The following is a 19,030-nucleotide window of genomic DNA, read 5'->3' on the forward strand; positions in this document are numbered from 1 at the left end:
CGGCCCCGGGCGGCACCGTCCGGCAGCCGCGCCGCCACACCCACGACACCGCTCCGCCCCGCTCCACCGCCCCCACCGCTCCACTCCGCCCACGGAACTTCAAGGACATCCGATGACCGTCACCGATCACCCTTCCACCGCACCCGCCGCCCGGCAGGTGCTCCCCGCCGAGGAGCGGTACGCAGCCGAACTGGCCTTCCTCGCCGCCCAGGACACCGGTCCCCGCCCGCCCGGCTGGGCACTGACCCCGCGCGCCGTCGTCACCTTCGTCTGCGGCAGCGGCGGCGAGGAACTGGCCCTGCCGGAGCGCCGCGCCGGGCTGCCCGCCAAGCTGGCCGTCACCCCGAAGTTCGTCGGCGAACGCGCACTGGTCGAACGCTGTGTGGTCACCCTGGCCGGAGAGCGCGGCCTGCTGCTCGTCGGTGAGCCCGGCACGGCCAAGTCCCTGCTGTCCGAACTGCTGTCGGCCGCCGTCTGCGGCACCAGCGCCCTGACCGTCCAGGGCACCGCCGGCACCACCGAGGACGCCTTCCGGTACGGCTGGAACTACGCGCTGCTGCTCGCCCAGGGCCCCACCTCGCAGGCCCTCGTCGACTCGCCGGTGCTGACGGCCATGCGCACGGGGCGGGTGGCCCGCGTCGAGGAGATCACCCGCTGCCTCCCCGAGGTGCAGGACGCCCTGGTGTCGATCCTGTCCGAGCGGAGGGTCAGCGTGCCCGAACTGACCGCGACCGAGGACGCGGTGGTCGCCGCGGCCCCCGGCTTCACCGTCATCGCCACCGCCAACCTGCGCGACCGCGGGGTCTCCGAGATGTCCGCCGCGCTCAAACGGCGCTTCAACTTCGAGACGGTCCGGCCGATCGCCGACGCCGGTGCGGAGGCCGCCCTGGTCCGCCGTCAGGCCGTCGCCGCGGTGGAGCGCGCGGGCGCCGGGTTCGGCGTCGACGACGCGGTGCTGGACGCCCTCGTGACCGTCTTCCGTGATCTGCGGTCCGGGCGTTCCGCGGAGGGCTGGGACGTCGAGCGGCCGGGCACGGTGATGTCCACCGCCGAGGCGGTGCAGGTGGCGACCTCGCTCGGGGTCGCCACCGCCTACCTGCCGGCCGGCGATGTGCTGGACCTGCTGCCCGGCCATGTCCTCGGAGTGGTCCGCAAGGACGACCCCGCCGACCACGACCGGCTGCTGGGGTACTGGGACGGTCCGGTCCGGCGCCGGGCCGAGGAGGGCTCGGCCATGTGGCGCCGTCTGTGGGACCTGCGCGGGAGCCTGACGTGAGGGCCGGAGCGACCGCTGCCCCGAACGACCCGAGTGCGGCCGTGGACGTACTGGGAGCGTCCCGGCTGCCGTTCCTGCTCGGTGTACGGCACCACAGCCCGGCGCTGGCCGCGGTGACTCCGGCCCTGCTGGAGGCCTCGGGCGCCGAGGTCGTCTGCGTGGAGCTGCCCGCCGACTTCCAGGACTGGCTGCCGCACCTGGCCGATCCAGAGACCGTGGCCCCGGTGGCCCTGGCGGCCGCCGGGCTCGGTGGCCGGTCGTCCTTCTACCCGTTCGCCGACTTCTCCCCCGAGCTGGCGGCGGTCCGCTGGGCACGGGAGCACGGGGTGGAAGTGCTCTGCTGCGACCTGCCGTTGGGGGACGAGGGCTGGTCACTGACGGAGACGGCGCAGGCCGCTGACGTACGGGGCGAGCAGGGCGACGGGACTCCCGGCGACGCCCGGCCTGCGGGCGCGGTCGCCGGGCGCTCCTTCGCCGGGGCACTCGCCGCCGCGGGCACGGGACGCGAGGGCGAGGACCTGTGGGACCGTGCCGTGGAGGTCCTCGCACCCGGCTGCCCGCCGGAAGCGGTCCGCCGGGCCGCGCTCGGCGTGGGCTGGGCGCTGCGCCGGGACGCCGAGGCCCGCGGTGGGGTACCGGCCACCGATCTGGCCCGCGAGGCCCACATGCGGCGGGTGATCCGCGGCGCGGCGGCCGGGGGCCGCGCGGTCGCCGCCGTTGTCGGCGCCTTCCACGCCCCGGCCCTGCTCGCTCCCGCCGAGGAGGAAGGGGCCGTCGGTGAGGACGGGGCCGTCGGTGAGGGCATCGGCACGGGCGTCGCCTCGGGCCCGCCGGATGCCGCCTCCGGTGCGGACCGGGCGCGGCCCGAGGAGGCGCCGGTGACCTCGCTCGTCCCGTACTCCTTCGATCTGCTGGATGCCCGCTCGGGCTATCCGGCGGGCATCCGCGATCCGCTGTGGCAGCAGGCCGTGCTGGGGGCGGGCGGCGACCCCGAGCGGGTGCAGGAGGCCGCCGCGCACGCCGTCACCGGCGTCTGCCGCGAACTGCGCGGCGCCGGACACACGGCGGGCACCGGGGAGGCCGCCGAGACACTGCGGCTGGCCGGGGACCTGGCCCGGCTGCGCGGGCTGCCCGCCCCGGGTCGGGGCGAACTGCTGGAGGCCGTCACGACCGTGCTCGGCCAGGGCGAACTGCTGGGCCGCGGCCGGGCGCTGGCCCGCGCGCTGGACGCCGTACTGGTCGGCGCCGGGCGCGGCCGGCTGTCGCCCCGCACTCCGCGCTCCGGGCTGGGGCCCGCCGTGGAGAGGGAGTTGGCGGAGCTGCGGCTGCCGTGCCCGGAGGAGCCTGCGGCGCGCGAGGTGCGGCTCGACCCGCTGCGCTCGCCGCTCGACGGCCGGCGGGAGATCCTGCTGCAGCGCCTGCTGGTGTGCGGTGCGTCCTACGGCGAGCCGCTGAGGGTCGCGGGGACCGGCGACGGGACCGCCCTGGGCACCAGGTGGCGGCTGTCGTGGACGCCGTCCGTGCCGGCCCGCCTCGACCTGGCGGGCGTACGCGGGGTGACCGTGGCCCAGGCCGCGGCCGGAACCCTGCGCGAGACCGCCCGCCGGGAGGCCGCCGACGGCGGGCCGACCTGCGACCGGATCCTCACCGGCCTGGGCGCGGCTGCCCGTTGCGATCTGCCCGAGCTGGTCGCCGTACGACTGGTGGAGGCGGCGGAGGTGCTGCCCGGGTCGGCGTCCCTGCCGGAACTCCTCGCGGCCCTCGATCTGTTGGAGGCCCTGCACCGGGGTCATCTGCCGGGTGCCGGCGCCGAGGGCCGGGCTGCGGCCGCCGCCCTCGCCGCGGAGCTGCTCGAGGCGGCGGTGCGTACGCTGCCCGGCCTGGCGGGCAGTGACGACCCCGCCGACGCCGCCGCACTGGTGGCCCTGGCCGACCGGGCCGCCGCACACCACCTCGGTCTGCGACTGGACCGTGCGCTGGCCGGCCTGGGCGAGACCGGTTCGCCGCTGATGCAGGGCGCGGCCCTGGCGGTGCGGGTGCTGCTCGACCTGGAGCGGACGACGGATCTGGGCGGGCGCACCGCCGGGTGGGTCGACGGGGCCACCGGTCCGGACGGCCGACGTCGGCTGACCCGCCGTCTCACCGGCCTGCTGGCCGCCGCCGGTCCGCTGCTACAGGTTTCCGCGGCGGCCCTGGACCCGCTGCTGGACCGGGTCGAGACGCTCGGGGACCTGGAGTTCCTGGACCGGCTGCCCGCCCTGCGCGGCGGGTTCGACGTGCTGTCCCCCGCCGCGCGCGAACGGATGCTGGCCGCCGTGTCCGGCCGTCTCGGCGACCGGATCGACCTGTCCCTCGATGCGCCGCCGGCGCTGCTCGCCCTGTGGGCGGCGGCAGACGCGGCCGGGGCGGCCGCCCTGAAGGTCCTGCGGGAGGCCGCCGACCCGGGCGTAGGGGCGGCGGCCGGGCCCGCGCGGGGGCCGGGAGCGGCCACGGCGCCGGGAACGGGCTCGGCGCCGGGAACGGGCTCGGCGCCGGGTCCGGTGCCGACGCCGATCGACCCGCCGCCGGGGCAGGACGCCCGGGGCCCGGCCGGGGGTGCCGGCTCCGGGGTGCCGTCGGACGGACAGCCGATCGCGGCATCCGCCGTGCTGCGCATCGGTCCGGCCGACCGCTGGCGGCTGCTGCTGGGCCGTGAGCCCGAGCGGCTCCCCGCCGACGTACGCCGCCACGCCCGCGCACTGGACGAGCTGTACGGTGCGGGGCGCGGCGAGGGGTCTTCGGACCTGGAGCGGGGCGGTGCCCAGGGCCCCGGCGGCGGGCAGGAGGCTTCCTTCCCCACGGCCCGGGAGTGGTCTGCGGAACTGGAGGCGCTGTTCGGCGCCGACGTGCGCGAGGAAGTGCTCGCGGCGGCGGCCGACGCGGGCCGCACCGATGTCCTGACCCAGCTCGATCCGGCGGCCGTACGCCCGTCGGTGGAGCTGCTCACCTCGGTGCTGTCGCTGGCCGGCGGGATGCCCGAGCACCAGGTGGCGAAGCTCCGGCCCCTGGTCAAACGGCTGGTGGAGGAACTCGCCGAGGAGCTGGCCACCCGGACGCGTCCCGCCCTGTCCGGTCTGGCCACACCGCGCCCCACCCGCCGTCCCGGCGGGCGGCTGGACCTGGCCCGCACGCTGCGTGCGAACCTGGCGCACACGCGCCGGCTGGCGGACGGTCGGGTGCGGGTGGTCCCGGAACGGCCCGTGTTCAGCACCCGGGTGAGCCGCGAGGCCGACTGGCGGCTGGTGCTGGTCGTCGACGTCTCGGGCTCGATGGAGGCATCGGTGATCTGGTCAGCGCTGACCGCCGCCGTCCTGGCGGGAGTGCCGACGCTGTCCACGCATTTCCTCGCCTTCTCCACCGACGTGGTCGACCTGACCGACCGGGTCGACGACCCGCTGTCGCTGCTGCTGGAAGTACGGGTCGGCGGCGGTACGCACATCGCGGCCGGTCTCGCCCATGCCCGTTCGCTGATCACCGTGCCGAGCCGCACGCTCGTCGTCGTGGTGAGCGACTTCGAGGAGGGACTCCCGGTGGCCGGACTGCTCGGCGAGGTCCGGGCGCTGGCCGCTTCCGGGGCCCATCTGCTGGGTTGCGCCGCCCTCGACGACACCGGCACCCCGCGTTACTCCGTTCCGATCGCCCGTCAACTCGTCGCGGCCGGCATGCCGGTGGCCGCACTCAGTCCCCTCGCCCTCGCCCGCTGGGTGGGCGACCGCCTCCGTGGAGATGCCCGTTGACCGCCACGTCCCCCGCGACCGCCACACCTCCTGCGGAAGTCGCGCTGCCGCCGGTGGCACCCGATGTCCTGGCCGAGGCCGTCGAGGGGCTCACCGCGCGGCTGCGCAAGAAGCTGGACGCCGCCATCGCCGGGTGCGGCGCGGGGGCGGCTCCGGCGGAGGACGGCCGGGTCACCGTCCGCTTCGGCGAGGACGCCGTGGTCACCCTGTGTCCCGGGCCTTCGGGTACCGTCACGTCCGCCGCCCAGGCGGGGTGCACCTGTCTGCTGGCACCCCGGTGCCTGCACCGGGCCGCCGTGCTCGGCGCGGCTCCGCTCGCCGATGCACCGGTGGAAGGGGAGGGGGACGGCAAGGGGAGTTCGGGGGTTGCGGCCGGGGCCACGGCCGGGGCCGGGGGCGGAATCCCGAACGGGGCCGGTGGCGGAGCGGCCGAACCCGCCCTCTCGGACGTCCCGTCCGGCGAGGCGCCTTCCGACGCGCAGCCCGCGGCACCGGAAGCGCTCGCGTCCGTTACGGCGGAGGTTCCTCCGGGCGAGACCGACCCTGACCGGCAACGGCTCACCACCGCGCAGATCGCCGCCGCCGAGGCACTGTGGCAGGCCGCCGCCGCGGCCCTCGCAGCCGGTGTCCCGGCCGCCGGCGCCGTGGTGCAGGCGGAGCTGCTGCGGGCCGCGCACAGCGCCCGGGTGGCCGGACTGCCCCGCGCCGAGGCGGCCACCCTGCGTCTGGTGCGCGGGCTGCGCGCCGCCCGGGACCGCAGTTCCACCCAGCGGCTGGCCGACCTCACCGGCGCCTTCCGCGAACTGCTGTGGATCTGCACCGTCCTGGCATCGGGCACGGCCGACCCCGCGATCGCGGGCAGCGGCCGCCGCGCCTATCGGCCCGGCGGCAGCCTGCGCGCGTACGGCCTGTGCCGGGAGCCGGTGCTCTCCGCCACCGGGTACGGCGGGGTGGTCACCCATGTGCTCACCCCGGACGGCGTGCGGCTGTCGGTCTCCGACGTCAAGCCGGGCGGGCTGGCCCGCGCCCGGGGTGCCGGTTCCGCGTCCGTGGCCATCGGCGGCGCGACGCTGGACCATGCCGGGCTGGCCCGCGGCGGGCTGCTGATCGTGGGCGCTACGGTGTCGGCCGACGGCCGGCTCGGCGCCGGCCGCGGCGTCAAGGCGACCCCCCTGCCCGGGGTGTCCTGGACGGACGAGCCGGTGGCCGCCCTGTTCGCCCGCCCGGCCGCCGAGGCGGTGGCGGACCGGCTGGGCGCCGACGCGGCGGGGGACGACGCCCGGCCCGAACTGCTCGGCTGCGATGTGGAGGTCGTCGGTGCGGCGGGCGAGCAGCTGCTGGTCCGCGAGCTGGCGGCGGACGGCTCGGTGCGCGAGGGGGCACCGGTGCTGCGGCTGCTGCCCGCCCATCCGCACCCCGAGCTGCCGCACCTCGCCAACCTGCGCCGGCTGGCGGGCCGACCCGGGCTGAGGCTGCGCGTCCTGGGGCGCCCCGACCTGGACCGGGCCGCCACCCTGCGCCCGCTCGCGGTCGGGCCGGTACCGGGAGCGGAGTACACCCTGCGGCTGCCCGAGGAGTGGCTGGGCCGGGCCGACCTCGGCTACGACCTGCTCCAGGGCGTCCATCTCCCGAGCGGCTCCCCCGCCGTACCCCCGGGTGCCGCCACGGCCGGACCGGACCCCCTGTCCGACTCGCCCCTGTGGCGGGTACGCCGACTCCTGGAGACCGGGGTGGCCGGCGGCCGGCGCGCGGTGGCCGAAGCCGCCCGCGGCGGGGAACCGGTGAGCCGCCCCGACCTGCTGCGCCGCGTCGGCTTCGGCACGGCGGCCGACCTGACGGACCTCCTGACCGCCGAGGCGGACCGGCGTACCCGCGATGCCTTCGGCCGTCTCACCGAGCCCTCCGCCGACCGCTACGCCAGATCCTGGCTCGCCACGGCCGTCCACCTGGCGGCGGCCGAACGCTCGCTGGTGGCCGCCTCCTGGTCATGACCACCCGAGGGGCGGCCGACGGGCGGCCGACGGGGCGAGACGCAGCGCCCCGTCGGCAGTCGCGGCGGCTGTTCCCAAAGCGTCCGGCCAGGAAAACGGATCGACGGCCGCCGATCCCCGGGTGAGTATGCCTCCGCGCGCTGTGGAACGGTGTGGAACGGCGTGGAACGGTGTGGAACGGTCCGTGGGGCAGAGTGGGGGCATGCCTGCGTACGAGACGATGCCGTTCCACCTGGAAACCGAGCGGCTGATACTGCGGCCGTGGGCCGAGTCGGACGCCGCTGAACTCCGCGCCCTCCAGTCCGAACGCGGCAACGGGACGCCCACGCTTGAGCACGCCCGGACGGTCATCGCGAAGCAGCTCACCGCAGCGGCGAGCACGCGGATCGCCCTGCTGCCCGTCCAGCGCCGTGACGAAGGCGACTTCATCGGCTATTGCGGGTTGATCATCGGCCGCTCCACCCTGGAGGAGCCCGAAATCGCGTACGAGTTGTTCCGGCGCGCTCATGGGCGTGGCTACGCCACCGAGGCAGCGGGCGCGGTGCTCGATGCCGCTGTGGCAACCGGGCGGAAGCGGCTCTGGGCGACCGTCGCCACCTGGAACACACCGTCGTTCCATGTCCTGGAGAAGCTCGGGTTCGAGCGCGATCACGTCTCCACGGAAGACAGCGGCGAAGTGGCATGGCTCACCCGCCCGTTGCCGTGACGCGAGGTCGCGCTCCGGGACCTGACGCCCACGTGACCGAGTACGCCCGGGCGGAGCGGTCAAGATGACAGCAGCGGAGGCCGGCCGGCTCGGCCGGCACGGGCTGTCCCAGTTGATCTCGCCCGCGCTCGGGCACATGGCCGCCGCAAAGGCGCGTCCTCGATGCTGCCGACCGAAGGACGGCCTGCCATCCTTGATCGCCTACCTGACCCGGGTCCTGAAGACCCCCACGACCGGCGCGTTCTCGCCGCGCTGATCGCCACCTGCGGTGGCCCCGCCGTATGTGTGCGGTCCGACAACCAGCGCGCGTACTGGTTCGGAGTCACCCGGCGCGGCCCCAGCCGGTCAGGGCGACCAGTTCGCGGGCGATGTCCACGACCGTTCTTCCGTCGGTGGCCACGCGCAGGGTCTCCGCCGGTGCACGCTCGTCCAGGATCCGGGCCCTGCGGATGCTGTTCCGGAGCTCCTGATGCAGTTCCGAGCCCCGTTCACGGGCCGTCAGGCGCTCCGTGGTGGTGGCGTCGGTGGCAGTGAGCAGGATTCGGATGATCCGCAGGTCCGGTCCCATGGCTCGCTCGAACATGGGTGTCGCCTCGGGCAGCACGCTCGCGGTGTTCGTGTAGACGAGGCGGCGGTAGCCCAGACGGGCGTAGTTCGCCCACACGGCCGTGAGGTTCCGTGTCGTGATCTCCGAGCGATCGGGGTCGTCCTCCGGCGCCGGATGCACCTGTCCCATGAAATCGCCCTCGATGATCGCGTGGGGGATCGCTGCGGCGCGCAGGCGCGCCGAAACCTCCCATGCCACCGTTGTTTTCCCGACGCCGGCGCGTCCGCCGATGAGCAATGCCTCTGCACGGTCCACGGAGGCAGAGTGCCAGTGCGCCGCCGGGTTGGCGATCCGTTCCACGGCACCGGGGCAGGGTGCCGTCCTCGGGGAGGGCGGTCCGGGAGCGCCCGGGCCGGGGCCGGGCCGCGCGCGGCGGCCGACCGAGTGATGGCCGGTCGCCCGGCGGCGTGTACCGCGTCGGCGGCGCGACGGCCGAGTGAGGATGCTCAAGCCTCATCACCCACAGCCCCACCGCCCCACTCCCGCTACGCCCCCGGAGTCTTTCGGTGCTCGAACGCAAGCAGCTCAAGGGCCGCACCCAGGTCACCTTCATCCTCCCCGAGAACACTCCGCACGGTCCGGTCAGCGTGGTCGGGGACTTCAACCACTGGAATCCGGCGGCCCATCCGCTGGAAGCGCGGGGCGACGGCACGCGCGCCGTCAGCGTCACCCTTCCGGCGCACGGCACGCACGCGTTCCGCTACCTGGCGGCGGGCGATTACTGGTTCGACGACGAGGGCGCCGACAGCCACGACGGGACCAACAGCCGCCTCCACACCTGAGGGGCCGGACCCTCCTCACCCCCTGCCTGTCGGCCAGCGGCCGTGACGAACTCCCGGGCCGGTCGTTGAAGGGAGTGGTCAAGCGAAGCCAGTGAGGCCCCGGGACGGGCGACCGTCCCGGGGCCTCACTGTTCGGCGCGCCCGTGAGCGACCCGTCCCCAGGACGGGCCCCGGGGGTGTCGGTGGGTGGGTCTAGCGTTGCGGCATGATCTGGAATGCCGCTCAGGACGTCCTGCCGACCGTGCCGCCCGAGCGCCCTGTCGTCGGCGCGGCCGGGGGGATCGATGGGGCCGTCGCGTCGGCGGCGGCTCATCTTGATGCCCGCGTGCACACCGTGGAAGGGTTCGAGCTCGCGCTCGACGGGCTGGTGCGGCAGGCCCACCGCGACCGCAACGGACTGGCCCTCGCCCTGTCCGCAGCGCTGGGGCACCGCTACGCCGAGGAGGACATCGAGGCGTGGCGGCTCGGGGCGCTGGACGTCGTGGTGGCCACGCTGCTCGCCCGGGTGCCGGGCTACAGCCTCAGGCCCGAGTACGTACGGCGGGACCGGGGGCACGAAGGCTGTGCGCAGGGCGGGTTGGAGCTGGTGGTGGCCGCGCGGGTGCGCGAGGCCGGGTACGCGCTGCTGCACGGCCGGCCCCTGCCGTTCCTGCTGGCCACGCCTACCTGGGACACGGGCGCACTGGACCCGGCCGAGCTGGTCGGGCGGCTGGAGGAGTACGCGCGGCTGGGGGCTCGGCCCGGACCCGCCGACTTCGCGCAGGCGCTGCTGCGCTTACGCCGTGGGGATCCGTCGGCCCCGGGGGCCGCCGCGGCGGCGGCGCGGCTCGGGACCGTGGAGGGCGATCGGCTCGCGGCCTGGCTCGGTGTGGACGGGGAGCCCGGTACGGCACTGCGCCGGGTGGTCACGCCTGATCCGGGGGCGCACCGGGCTTGGGCGCGGACCGGTGCCGCCGTCCCACAGGTCGCCTTCGCCAGTGGTGAACGACCGGTGGTGTCACGGGAGTTCCCTGATGCGTTCCACTGGCTGGGCCGTCCGCACGAGGGATTCACCCAGTGCTATCACTGGCACGCGGGCCATGCCGTCCGGGCCTCGGTGCTGCCCGGGGATCGCGAGTCCCAGGCCGCGTGGCTGCTGCCCGGCGTGACGCTGGCCGCGACGGCGGGCGACCACGGAGGCGCGTGGATGCTGCCGCACCTCGCCCGGCTGGGCGGGCCCGCGGGGCCGGCGCTGCACGCCGCGGTGGCGGCGGGGCTGGGCGGACGGTCCCCCGAGAGCCATCGCCCGGCGGTGGAGGCACTACTGGTGCTGGCGGCCCGCGGTGAGCTGGACACCGGGCTGCTCGGGCGGGAGCTGGCGGCGATGGCCGCGCTGGGCACCGTCAAGCCCAACCGGCTTGCCGATGCTGCCCGTTGGGCTGCGGAGGCGGGGGCGTACCGGACGGTGTGGGAAGTCCTCGCCGAGGTGCTGCCGGTCCTGCTGCCATCGGTGCGGGGTGCGGGTGAGGTGCTGGGCGTCGCCGCAGAGTGCGTGGAGCGGTGCGGGGCGGCGGGCCCGGTCCCGGCCGGGGTGGCGGCGGTCGCGGCCCGTCCCGGGTCCTCCCGGACCGTCGCCGGGGCGCGGCGGCTGAGCGCCGCGCTCGCGGGCCGGGCCCCGGGTGCCGCCGCGGCGGCGGGTCGCTGAGGGGAACTCGGCACCCGCCCTTGCGCGGCACGGGCCCAGTGGCCGGCTCGCTCGTGGCCGTGCGGTCCCCCGTGGCCGGCTCGCTCGTGGCGGCGCGGCCCTCGCCCGCCCGGTCCGCCTCCCGCCGGGGGTTCCGCTTCGTGGCCCTCGCGGCGCGGCCGGGCGTTCCGCCGTGTCGGACGGGCCGGGTGCCCGCGTCGGCGGTTATGGTCGCGTCCGATGGTCCGGTCGGCAGGGCCAGGACCGGGAGGCACGCTGACAGTGAACGATGCCGATGCCGTGCTGGCGGACCTTCTGGAGACCTCCCACCAGGCGACGGCCCGGGACATCCCCCTACTGATCGAGACCGCTGCCCGGCGCCTGGGGTTGCTCCGTACCCGCCTGTACGTGAGCGACGTCCAGCAGACACTGCTCATCGCGCTGCCGCAGCCGGGAGGTACGGAAGAGGACGCGGAGCTGGCGATCGACTCCTCGCTGGGCGGGCTCGCCTACCGGACCGAGGAGATCCGGCAGTCGCGGGACGGCACCACGGCCTGGGTGCCGATGAACGACGGGATCGAACGCGTGGGCGTCATGAAGGCCACGGCCTCCGTGTTCACCCCGGGCGCGCTGGAGGCTTGTCGGGCGCTGGCCGGCCTGGCCACTCTCCTGGTGGTGTCCAAGGGCGCTTTCAGCGACCTGCTGGTCCAGCGGGAACGCACCCGGCGGATGAGCATCCAGGCCGAACTGCTCTGGGCGTTCCTGCCTCCGCGCACCATCGGGACCGCCCGGATCACCTCCAGCGCCGTCCTGGAACCGGCGTACGACATCGGCGGTGACGCCTTCGACCACAGCTTCACCGACGGGATCCTGCACCTGACGCTGCTGGACGCGATGGGCCACGACCTGGCCTCCGGCGGCGCCAGCGCCGTCGGGCTGGCCGTCTGCCGGTCCACCCGGCGCGCGGGCGGTTCCCTCACGGACATCGCCACCACCATCGACCGCACCCTGGCCCAGTGGATGCCGCAGCGGCTGATGACGGCGGTCTTCGCGCACCTCGACTCCGCCGGCGGGGAGTTCACCTGGATCAACTGCGGACATCCGCCACCCCTGCTCATCCGTGAGGGACGGGTCCTCCCCCACGCACTGGAACGGCATCCCCAGCTGCCCCTGGGGTTCGCCTTCCACTCCGATTCCGCGCCCGTGCTCCACCACGCCCGGCTCCAGCCCGGCGACCGCGTCCTGCTCTACAGCGACGGTGTCACCGAGGCGCGTTCCCGCGACGGCGAACTCTTCGGCGAACAGCGGCTGGCCGACACCGTCATCCGCTCCACGGCGTCCGGTGACAGCGCCCCCGAGGCCTTGCGCCGACTCGTCCAGGACGTGCTGCACCACCAGGACCAGCGCCTCCACGACGACGCCACCATCCTGCTGACCGAATGGCATCCCTGACCCGGACGACGCCGGCGGTCGGCCGCCGGGCCCTTGTGCCGGTCATGCGCCGTCATGCCGAGCCCGGGCAAGGCATTGTCAGTGGCGTGGGTCACAGTGGAGAGGAGTGGCGTGACCGGCCGAACGGAACCGGAGTGATCCCATGACGTACGCGATCCAGGCCGAGGGCCTGGCCAAACGGTTCAAGGAGACCCGCGCCCTGACGGGCGTGGACCTCCGGGTCCCCGCGGGCACCGTACTCGGCCTGCTCGGCCCCAACGGTGCGGGCAAGACGACCGCGGTCCGCATCTTCGCCACCCTCCTGCGACCGGACGGCGGGCGGGCCGAGGTCGGGGGGTACGACGTCGTGCGGCAGGCCGGACGGGTCCGCTCCCTGATCGGGCTCACCGGGCAGTACGCCGCGGTCGACGAGAACCTGACCGGCACGGAGAACCTACTCATGATCGGCCGGCTGCTCGGCATGTCCCGGCCGGAGGCAAGGGCCCGGTCGGCCGGGCTTCTGGACCGGTTCGGGCTCGGCGACGCGGCGGGGCGGGCGGCCAAGACCTACTCCGGCGGCATGAGGCGGCGGCTCGACCTCGCGGCGAGCCTGGTGGGGCGGCCCCGGATCCTCTTCCTGGACGAGCCGACCACCGGGCTCGACCCGCACAGCCGCGGTGAGGTCTGGGAGATGGTGCGCGGTCTGGTCGCGGAGGGCATGACGGCGCTGCTGACCACGCAGTACCTGGACGAGGCCGACCGGCTCGCGGACAACATCGTGGTGATCGACAAGGGCAGGGTGATCGCCGACGGCACGCCGGACGAGCTGAAATCGCAGGTCGGAGGCCAGGTACTGGAGCTTCGCCCGGTTCGTGCCGCCGACCTCGGTGCGGCCCACGCCGTGGTCGTGGAGGAGGCCGGTCCACTGGCCAAGATCGAGGGCGAGGGGGTCACCGCGCCGGTCAACGACCCGGGCCTGATGCCCAACGTGGTGCGAAGACTGGACCAGGCGGGGATCGCGGTGGGCGAGCTCACCTTGCGCCGCTCCTCCCTGGACGAGGTGTTCATGGTGCTCACCGGCCATCGGGCCGAGCCGGGCGCCCCGGCGGGCGGCGCCCCGGCGGGCGGAGGCAGCGGGGCGAACGCCGGGCCCGGCGATGCGCCGGACCCGGGAGCACCGGACCCGGGAGCGGGGGACGACGAGGACGATGCGTACGAGAAGGCCGGGAGGCAGTCATGACCACGGCTACGGTCACCGGCACACCGATCGGAGGCCACGGCCGGGTACATCCCGTGGCGGCACTGCGGCAGACCGCCACCATGGCCTGGCGCAGTCTGGTGTCCGTGAAGCACAACCCGCTCGAGCTCGTCGACTACAGCATCACGCCGATCATGTTCGTCTTCCTGTTCACCTATGTCTTCGGCGGACAGATGGCGGGCTCACCCCAGGAGTACCTGCAGTACGCCCTGGCGGGCATCATCGTGCAGAACACCCTGTTCATGAGCGTGTACACCGCCATGTCGCTGAACAGCGACCTCACCAAGGGGGTGTTCGACCGGCTCCGCAGCCTGCCCATCGCCCGTTCGGCGCCCCTGTTCGGGCGCATCACGGCCGACCTGGCGAAACAGCTCTGGGCGATGCTGCTGATGATCGCGCTGGGTACGGTGCTCGGCTTCCGGCTCACCGGCAGTGCGGCGGGCTTCCTCGGCGCGACGCTGTTGCTGCTGACCTTCGCCGCCGCCGTCTCGTGGGTGGCGGTCCTGACCGGAATGCTCGCCGGTGACGCGGAGAAGGTGCAGGTCTTCGCCTTCACCTTCATCTTTCCCCTCACCTTCACCAGCAGCGCGTTCGCCCGCGTCGAGACCATGCCCGGCTGGCTGCAGGCATGGGTGGAGATCAACCCGGTGACCCAGTTGTCGGACGCCTTCCGCGCCCTGCTGCTGGGAACCCCCGTCGGATCGTCGGTGATGTGGACCCTGATCTGGGCTGCGGGCATCGCCGCGGTCTTCATGCCGCTGGCCCTGCGCGCCTACCGCTCCAGGGGCCAGTGACCGAGGATCACGCCCTCAGTCGTCGATCGCGGCGAGGCAGATCTGGAGTTCCACATCGCCGTCGCCCACGAGCGCGTACTCCTGGAGGACCAGCAGACGTGTGCCCACGCGCCAGGTGCGGGAGCGCTCGCCGTCGCCGGTGCGCAGGAAGACGGCCTCGGCGTCCGGCAGCGGCGGTCCGTACCGGGCGTCCAGGCGGGTCCGGAGGGTTTCGAAGATCTCCTCGAAGCGGTCGTTCGTCCATCCTGGAGGAAGGGGTACTCGGCCAGCGCCTCCGCGGCGAGGCAGACGCTCGCGATCCGGTGCACCGCACGACGAAGCCCCGGAAGCCGGCGCCGGTGGCCCCGCCGATGGCGTAGGCCAGGCCGTTCTCGTCGAAGGGCTCCAGGACGGTGAACGACGGCCGGACGATCCACTCCCCCGTGGTGTCCAGCAGGCCCCACAGGTCGCCGATCCGTACGGGGGCGGCCCCGTCCGCACCGAACGGGCGTGCCCCGTCGAACCGGGCGGGAATCACCGTGTTCCCTTCACGGTCGACGTATCCGCAGCGGCCGGTAGCGGCCGCCCGTACGCCGGCCAGGCCCACGGACCCGAAGGGTCCTGCGGCCTGGTAGCCGCCGCCGATCACGATGCGGCCGGCCGGGTCGGTGAACCCGGCGCCCTCGTCGGTGTGTACGACGGCCAGCCCGTGGTGGAAGGTGTGGGCGGCGGTGAACCGGACGGGGACCACGGGCGTGCCGGCGGTGTCCGCGTACCCCCACAGCCCGTCCGCGCGGAACCGGGAGAGGCCCTCCCCGTCGAACGGTCCCGCCCATTCCAGGCCGGGTTCGGTGAGCCAGCGGCCCCGCCCGTCCAGGTATCCCCAGCGCCCGGACAGGTCCGCGGCGGGGGCGGTCACACCGCCCCCGGCGTCCTCGTGGAACGGGCCGACGGCGGTGAGGTCGGGCGGGCGTACGAGCTGCCCGGTACCGTCGACGAGCGCCCGCCTCGTCCCGAACGGGTCTGCGCCTGCCACCGGGACGGCGTAGGGCGCGCCGGGGGCGGGGGGCGGTGTGTCACGGTGATCATTGTGCGGCACGGGCGGCCACCGCCCCGTCGCGTCAGCCGGTGACCGGCCGTTCCGCCAGCCGGTCGAGGACGGCCAGGGCCTGGGCCAGTTGTCCGTCGTACGCGGCCGGGTTGGAGCGGGCCAGTCGGCGCAGCACCTCCGCGCGCTCGGTCAGCACCGCCACCGCGTCCGCCGGCCGGTCGCAGCGGATCAGGACGGTGGCGTACGCGATGAACACCGGAGGGAGGTACACGGCGTAGTAGCCGAAGTTCCGCCCCGCCTGGATCCGGCGGAGCTCCACCGCCTCGGCCAGGGCGGCGCGTGCCTCTTCGGGCCGGCCCAGTGCGAGCAGCGCGTTGCCGAGGTTGTGCAGGGATCCGGCGAGTTCGCCCTTCTCCCGGGCGGCCGGGTCCGCCGCGAGCTCCCGGGCGAGGTCGGCGCCTTCCTGCGCGGCCGCCCGGCGGTCCTCGGGGTCCTGGCCCCGCGCCGCCAGGTTGGCCAGGGCGTAGCTGAGCTTGCCCCGTGCCCTGGGGTCGCCGTCGGCGGCGAGCAGGCGGTAGTGGTCGACCGCCTGGCGGCTGGCGGCCAGGGCCTTGGCCTCCTGCCCCGTCATGTCGTACAGGATGCCCGCCAGGTCCAGCATGGAGGCCAGGCCCGCTCGTGGGGCCGTCCCGTCGGCGACCTGCGACCGGGTGATCCGCAGGGCCTCCTCCACCGGCGCCAGGGCGTCGTCGTACCGCCCGGCGTGGTGCAGGCGGCTCGCCAGGTGGCCGAGGAGCGCGACCCGCTCGGTGTCGTCGGCCGCGGCACGCATACGGCCGCCGTGGAGGCGGCGGGCGAGTTCGGCCGCGCCGGCGTCGGTGTCGGCGTCGCGCCAGGCCAGGCCGCGTTCGAACCGCTGGAGGGTGGCGAGCGGCAGGGCGGGGACGCGGCCGAGTCCCGCGAGGGCGACCGGGCCGGCCGACCGCATCAGGTCGGGGTGGTCGGCGAGCAGCGGTGCCAGCACGCCCGTGGCCACGTGGTCCCAGCGTTTGGCGGTCTCGACGAGCGTGCCGATCGTCCGCCGCGCCCAGGCGGGCCCCCGGCCCGCGCTGGTGACCGCCGCTCCGGGTCCGCCGGTCTCCTCGGCATCGGCGCCGGGGGACAGCAGCCGGGCGACGGCCCCCGCCGCCCACGGGTCCGAGAGGGCCGGGTCCGCCGGGGCTCCGGGAATCATCAGCGCGATGAAGTCCTCGCCCAGGCGGTCCGGGTAGAGGGGCTCCAGCACCAGTTCGGGTCGCGCGGGCGGGTAGGCCACGGCGTGGTCCTTGAGGACGTGGTCATGGTGTTCGGCCGTGCCGATGCCCGCCCGGCCGAGTGCCGTGATCCCCTGGGCGTACGGCAGGGCCCCGGTGAGGGTCGCGGTGAACACGGTCTGGGCCAGGGCTTCGCCGGTGAGGCGGGTGCGTCCGCGTTCGGCGAGGCGCTCCCAGTGCTCGGACTCACGGCCGAGCAGGTACGCCGAGATCTCCTCGCCGCCCCGTGGGGCGGCGGTGCCGCGCCGGAGGGAGTCGACGGCGGCGAGCGCGGCCATGTGGACTGCGAGGACGGTGGCGTCGGTGTCGCCGCCCGGCTCGGCCGGTACGGGAAGGTGTGCGGCGGCCGGCACGTCGAGGGCCCGGGCGAAGGCGTCCCGTGCTCCGGCGAAGAGCACGTCCCGGCCGACGTCGAGGGTGAGTGCGGGTACCGCGAGGGCGGCGGCGGTGACGTCGAGCTTCCGGATGCGCTGGGCCAGGCGGCCCCACCACCAGCCGGCCGGCCGGGCCACCAGGAGGACCCGGACGGGGAGGGTCTGCCGGCCGCAGTCGTGCAGGAAGGTGACGAGTTCGGGGACGGGCCAGCGTTCGGCGTAGTCGACGACGAGGAGCACACCGGGGCCTCCGGTACCGGGCGGTGTCCCCGGCGCGCCGTGCGTCCCCGTGCGGAAGTCGTCGCTCTGGCGGACGTGGAAGACGGTCCAGTCCGCGTCCTGCGAGGCCCTCGCGAACCGGGCGGACAGCCTGGATTTGCCCTGTCCTCCGGGCCCGTGGAGCAGGAGCACGGAGACCGCGGGCCCGGTCGCGTCCCGCCAGTGCCGCAGTCGTTCCAGGAGGGCGGCACGGCCGACGAACCCGACCTGCTCGTGCTGGGCGTTGAGGAGGAGGCTCGGCTGCTCGCGGGCCTCCCCGACGGTGAAGACGCGCGGTGCCGGCACCCCGTGGTCGAGGTGGTAGAGCGGCTGCGGCTGTTGGTTGAGCACCACGTCGCCGCCCACCCCGCTGATCACGGTGGCCGGGCCGAAGACGGTCGAGCCGACGATGGTGGCCTCGGGCCCCGTCCGCCACCCGTGGCCGGTCCGGGTCACGGTTCCTCGGTGAGTTCCACGTCGCGCCGGACGCCTTCGATCTCGTCGTAGTGGCCGCCGATCCGGCCGCTCGGCGCGGGCGACGGGGCTCCCGCGGGGCCCGGCGGACCGTTGGGCACCCGCCGGCGGATGCGGACGCCGCCGCCCACGCCCTTGATCCGCGACATCGAACCGCCCACCTCCAAGGGGGTGGCGGCGGGGGCCTGCGGCCTCGACCGCCACAACTGCCACACCGACACGCCCAGTGCCAGGAGGCTCACGAACAGCCCCGCCACCCCGGCGATCTTGTCCGCCCGGTCGAGTCCTTCCGAGGCCAGCCAGGCGATCAGCGCCCCCGCGGCGACCGCACTGGCCGCGCCCCCGGTCCAAGCCCAGTGACGTCCCGTCATGGCTCCAGGATGGACGAGGGCGCGGCGCGGCGGAAGGCCGGCGCGGGAGCCGGTCCCGAAGGTCGGGCCGGCCGGTCCGCGCCGGTGCCGGCGGGCCGGGTCCGCGGACCGCCCAGGCGCGGGCGGTCAAGGCGATGGAACCGTCCGGGCGGGTGGGCACGGCGGCCTCCAGCGCGTCGCGCAGCCGGTCCCGGGCGGCCGGGGCGAGGGTGGCGAGGTATCCGGGGGCGGGGCCCTGGCCGGCCAGGAAGGGCTCCCACAGGTCGGGGAAGCCGGTGAAGACGGTGGGCACCTCGACCGGGGCCACGGCCACGTCGGTCAGTCCCGCCCCCGCCCACAGGGCCCGGAGCGGGTCCGGGCGGCACGCCGTGAAGCGGCGGCCCTCGTGCAGGGCGGCGGCCGCCGGGTCCGCCGCCACCGCGGCGTCCCAGAAGGCGCGCAGGAACTCCATGCGCTCGGCGTAGTCCCACACGTACGCGGCGACCACCCCGCCCCGCCGCACCGTACGGGCCGCCTCGGCGACCGCCGCGCCCGGTGCCGGAAGGAAGTTGAGTGCCAGTCCGCTCACGGCCGCGTCGCATGCCCCGTCGCGCACGGGCAGCGCCAGCGCGTCGGCCACCACGAAGCGGACCGGGGCGGGAGCCGCGGCGCGGGCCGCGCGCACGAATCCGGCGGACCGGTCCACCCCCAGCACCGTCCGGGGCCGGCAGCGGGCGGCGACGGCCGCGGCCAGCGCGCCCGTTCCGCAGCCCACGTCCAGCCACCGCAGGCCGTCTCCGGCGCCGAGCCAGGTCAGGAAACCGGCCGCGGCCGGTCGGCTCCACCTGCCCATGTACCGTTCGTAGGCGCGGCCTTGGGCCCAGGTGTCGTACCGCTCTTCCCTCATCGCCCCACGATCCCCGGCGGGTGCCGGCGGGTCTTCCGGA

Annotated in this window: 14 protein-coding genes and 1 pseudogene; 10 read left to right on the plus strand and 5 right to left on the minus strand. The window is 75.3% G+C overall.

The annotated features are described in order from the left end of the window. Window positions 1–112: 112 nt before the first annotated feature. From AC067U_RS33470 to AC067U_RS33490, 5 genes are all read left to right on the plus strand, one after another. The gene (locus AC067U_RS33470; RefSeq protein ID WP_478833590.1) at window positions 113–1,276 is read left to right on the plus strand and encodes an ATP-binding protein; all 1,164 of its coding nucleotides are present in this window, start codon (window positions 113–115) and stop codon (window positions 1,274–1,276) included. Further along, window positions 1,273–5,052 (plus strand): DUF5682 family protein, encoded by a 3,780-nt coding sequence (locus AC067U_RS33475; protein ID WP_478833591.1) that lies wholly within the window; start codon window positions 1,273–1,275, stop codon window positions 5,050–5,052. The genes AC067U_RS33470 and AC067U_RS33475 overlap by 4 nt, the downstream gene beginning before the upstream one ends. Next, entirely contained in the window at window positions 5,049–7,043 is a 1,995-nt protein-coding gene (locus AC067U_RS33480; protein ID WP_478833592.1) for a hypothetical protein, read from the plus strand. The genes AC067U_RS33475 and AC067U_RS33480 overlap by 4 nt, the downstream gene beginning before the upstream one ends. A 202-nt stretch (window positions 7,044–7,245) precedes the next feature. Then, on the plus strand, window positions 7,246–7,749 hold the full coding sequence (locus tag AC067U_RS33485; RefSeq protein ID WP_478833593.1) for a GNAT family N-acetyltransferase: 504 nt from the start codon (window positions 7,246–7,248) through the stop codon (window positions 7,747–7,749). A 64-nt stretch (window positions 7,750–7,813) separates the two neighbouring features. Continuing rightward, window positions 7,814–8,005, plus strand: coding sequence for a hypothetical protein (locus AC067U_RS33490; protein WP_478833594.1), 192 nt, complete (start codon window positions 7,814–7,816; stop codon window positions 8,003–8,005). A 66-nt stretch (window positions 8,006–8,071) separates the two neighbouring features. Here AC067U_RS33490 and AC067U_RS33495 read toward each other — a convergent pair whose 3' ends face one another. Beyond that, the gene (locus AC067U_RS33495; protein ID WP_478833647.1) at window positions 8,072–8,611 is read right to left on the minus strand and encodes a hypothetical protein; all 540 of its coding nucleotides are present in this window, start codon (window positions 8,609–8,611) and stop codon (window positions 8,072–8,074) included. A gap of 251 nt (window positions 8,612–8,862) precedes the next feature. Here AC067U_RS33495 and AC067U_RS33500 point away from each other — a divergent pair, with 251 nt between their 5' ends. From AC067U_RS33500 to AC067U_RS33520, 5 genes are all read left to right on the plus strand, one after another. After that, entirely contained in the window at window positions 8,863–9,138 is a 276-nt protein-coding gene (locus AC067U_RS33500; RefSeq protein WP_478833595.1) for an isoamylase early set domain-containing protein, read from the plus strand. Window positions 9,139–9,343: 205 nt separating this feature from the next. Beyond that, window positions 9,344–10,822 (plus strand): hypothetical protein, encoded by a 1,479-nt coding sequence (locus AC067U_RS33505; RefSeq protein WP_478833596.1) that lies wholly within the window; start codon window positions 9,344–9,346, stop codon window positions 10,820–10,822. Window positions 10,823–11,083: 261 nt separating this feature from the next. After that, a complete protein-coding gene (locus AC067U_RS33510) occupies window positions 11,084–12,253 on the plus strand; it encodes a PP2C family protein-serine/threonine phosphatase (RefSeq protein ID WP_478833597.1) in 1,170 nt (389 codons plus the stop codon). A 142-nt stretch (window positions 12,254–12,395) separates the two neighbouring features. Then, the gene (locus AC067U_RS33515) at window positions 12,396–13,472 is read left to right on the plus strand and encodes an ATP-binding cassette domain-containing protein (RefSeq protein WP_478833598.1); all 1,077 of its coding nucleotides are present in this window, start codon (window positions 12,396–12,398) and stop codon (window positions 13,470–13,472) included. Then, window positions 13,469–14,284: an ABC transporter permease gene (locus tag AC067U_RS33520; protein ID WP_478833599.1), complete on the plus strand. Its 816-nt coding sequence runs from the start codon at window positions 13,469–13,471 to the stop codon at window positions 14,282–14,284. The genes AC067U_RS33515 and AC067U_RS33520 overlap by 4 nt, the downstream gene beginning before the upstream one ends. Before the next feature lie 7 nt (window positions 14,285–14,291). Here the strand turns inward: AC067U_RS33520 and AC067U_RS33525 are convergent, their stop codons facing one another. From AC067U_RS33525 to AC067U_RS33540, 4 genes and pseudogenes are all read right to left on the minus strand, one after another. Beyond that, entirely contained in the window at window positions 14,292–15,299 is a 1,008-nt protein-coding gene (locus AC067U_RS33525) for a WG repeat-containing protein (protein ID WP_478833600.1), read from the minus strand. A gap of 85 nt (window positions 15,300–15,384) precedes the next feature. Continuing rightward, a complete protein-coding gene (locus tag AC067U_RS33530; protein WP_478833648.1) occupies window positions 15,385–17,715 on the minus strand; it encodes a tetratricopeptide repeat protein in 2,331 nt (776 codons plus the stop codon). Beyond that, on the minus strand, window positions 17,712–18,104 hold the full coding sequence (locus AC067U_RS33535; RefSeq protein WP_478833650.1) for a hypothetical protein: 393 nt from the start codon (window positions 18,102–18,104) through the stop codon (window positions 17,712–17,714). Before AC067U_RS33535 ends, AC067U_RS33530 begins: the two co-directional genes overlap by 4 nt. Window positions 18,105–18,423: 319 nt before the next feature. Further along, window positions 18,424–18,990 (minus strand): annotated as a pseudogene (locus tag AC067U_RS33540) (class I SAM-dependent methyltransferase); the annotation flags it as partial. Between the last annotated feature and the right edge of the window lie 40 nt (window positions 18,991–19,030).

It is taken from the genome of Streptomyces sp. NPDC043853 (assembly GCF_056436025.1).

What these genes read in the sequence shown, in the direction of transcription:
- AC067U_RS33505 (WP_478833596.1), top strand. Translation starts at nt 9,344, where the DNA reads ATGATCTGGAATGCCGCTCAGGACGTCCTGCCGACCGTGCCGCCCGAG.
- AC067U_RS33470 (WP_478833590.1), top strand. Translation starts at nt 113, where the DNA reads ATGACCGTCACCGATCACCCTTCCACCGCACCCGCCGCCCGGCAGGTG.
- AC067U_RS33520 (WP_478833599.1), top strand. Translation starts at nt 13,469, where the DNA reads ATGACCACGGCTACGGTCACCGGCACACCGATCGGAGGCCACGGCCGG.
- AC067U_RS33485 (WP_478833593.1), top strand. Translation starts at nt 7,246, where the DNA reads ATGCCTGCGTACGAGACGATGCCGTTCCACCTGGAAACCGAGCGGCTG.
- AC067U_RS33535 (WP_478833650.1), bottom strand. Translation starts at nt 18,104, where the DNA reads ATGACGGGACGTCACTGGGCTTGGACCGGGGGCGCGGCCAGTGCGGTC.
- AC067U_RS33490 (WP_478833594.1), top strand. Translation starts at nt 7,814, where the DNA reads ATGACAGCAGCGGAGGCCGGCCGGCTCGGCCGGCACGGGCTGTCCCAG.
- AC067U_RS33515 (WP_478833598.1), top strand. Translation starts at nt 12,396, where the DNA reads ATGACGTACGCGATCCAGGCCGAGGGCCTGGCCAAACGGTTCAAGGAG.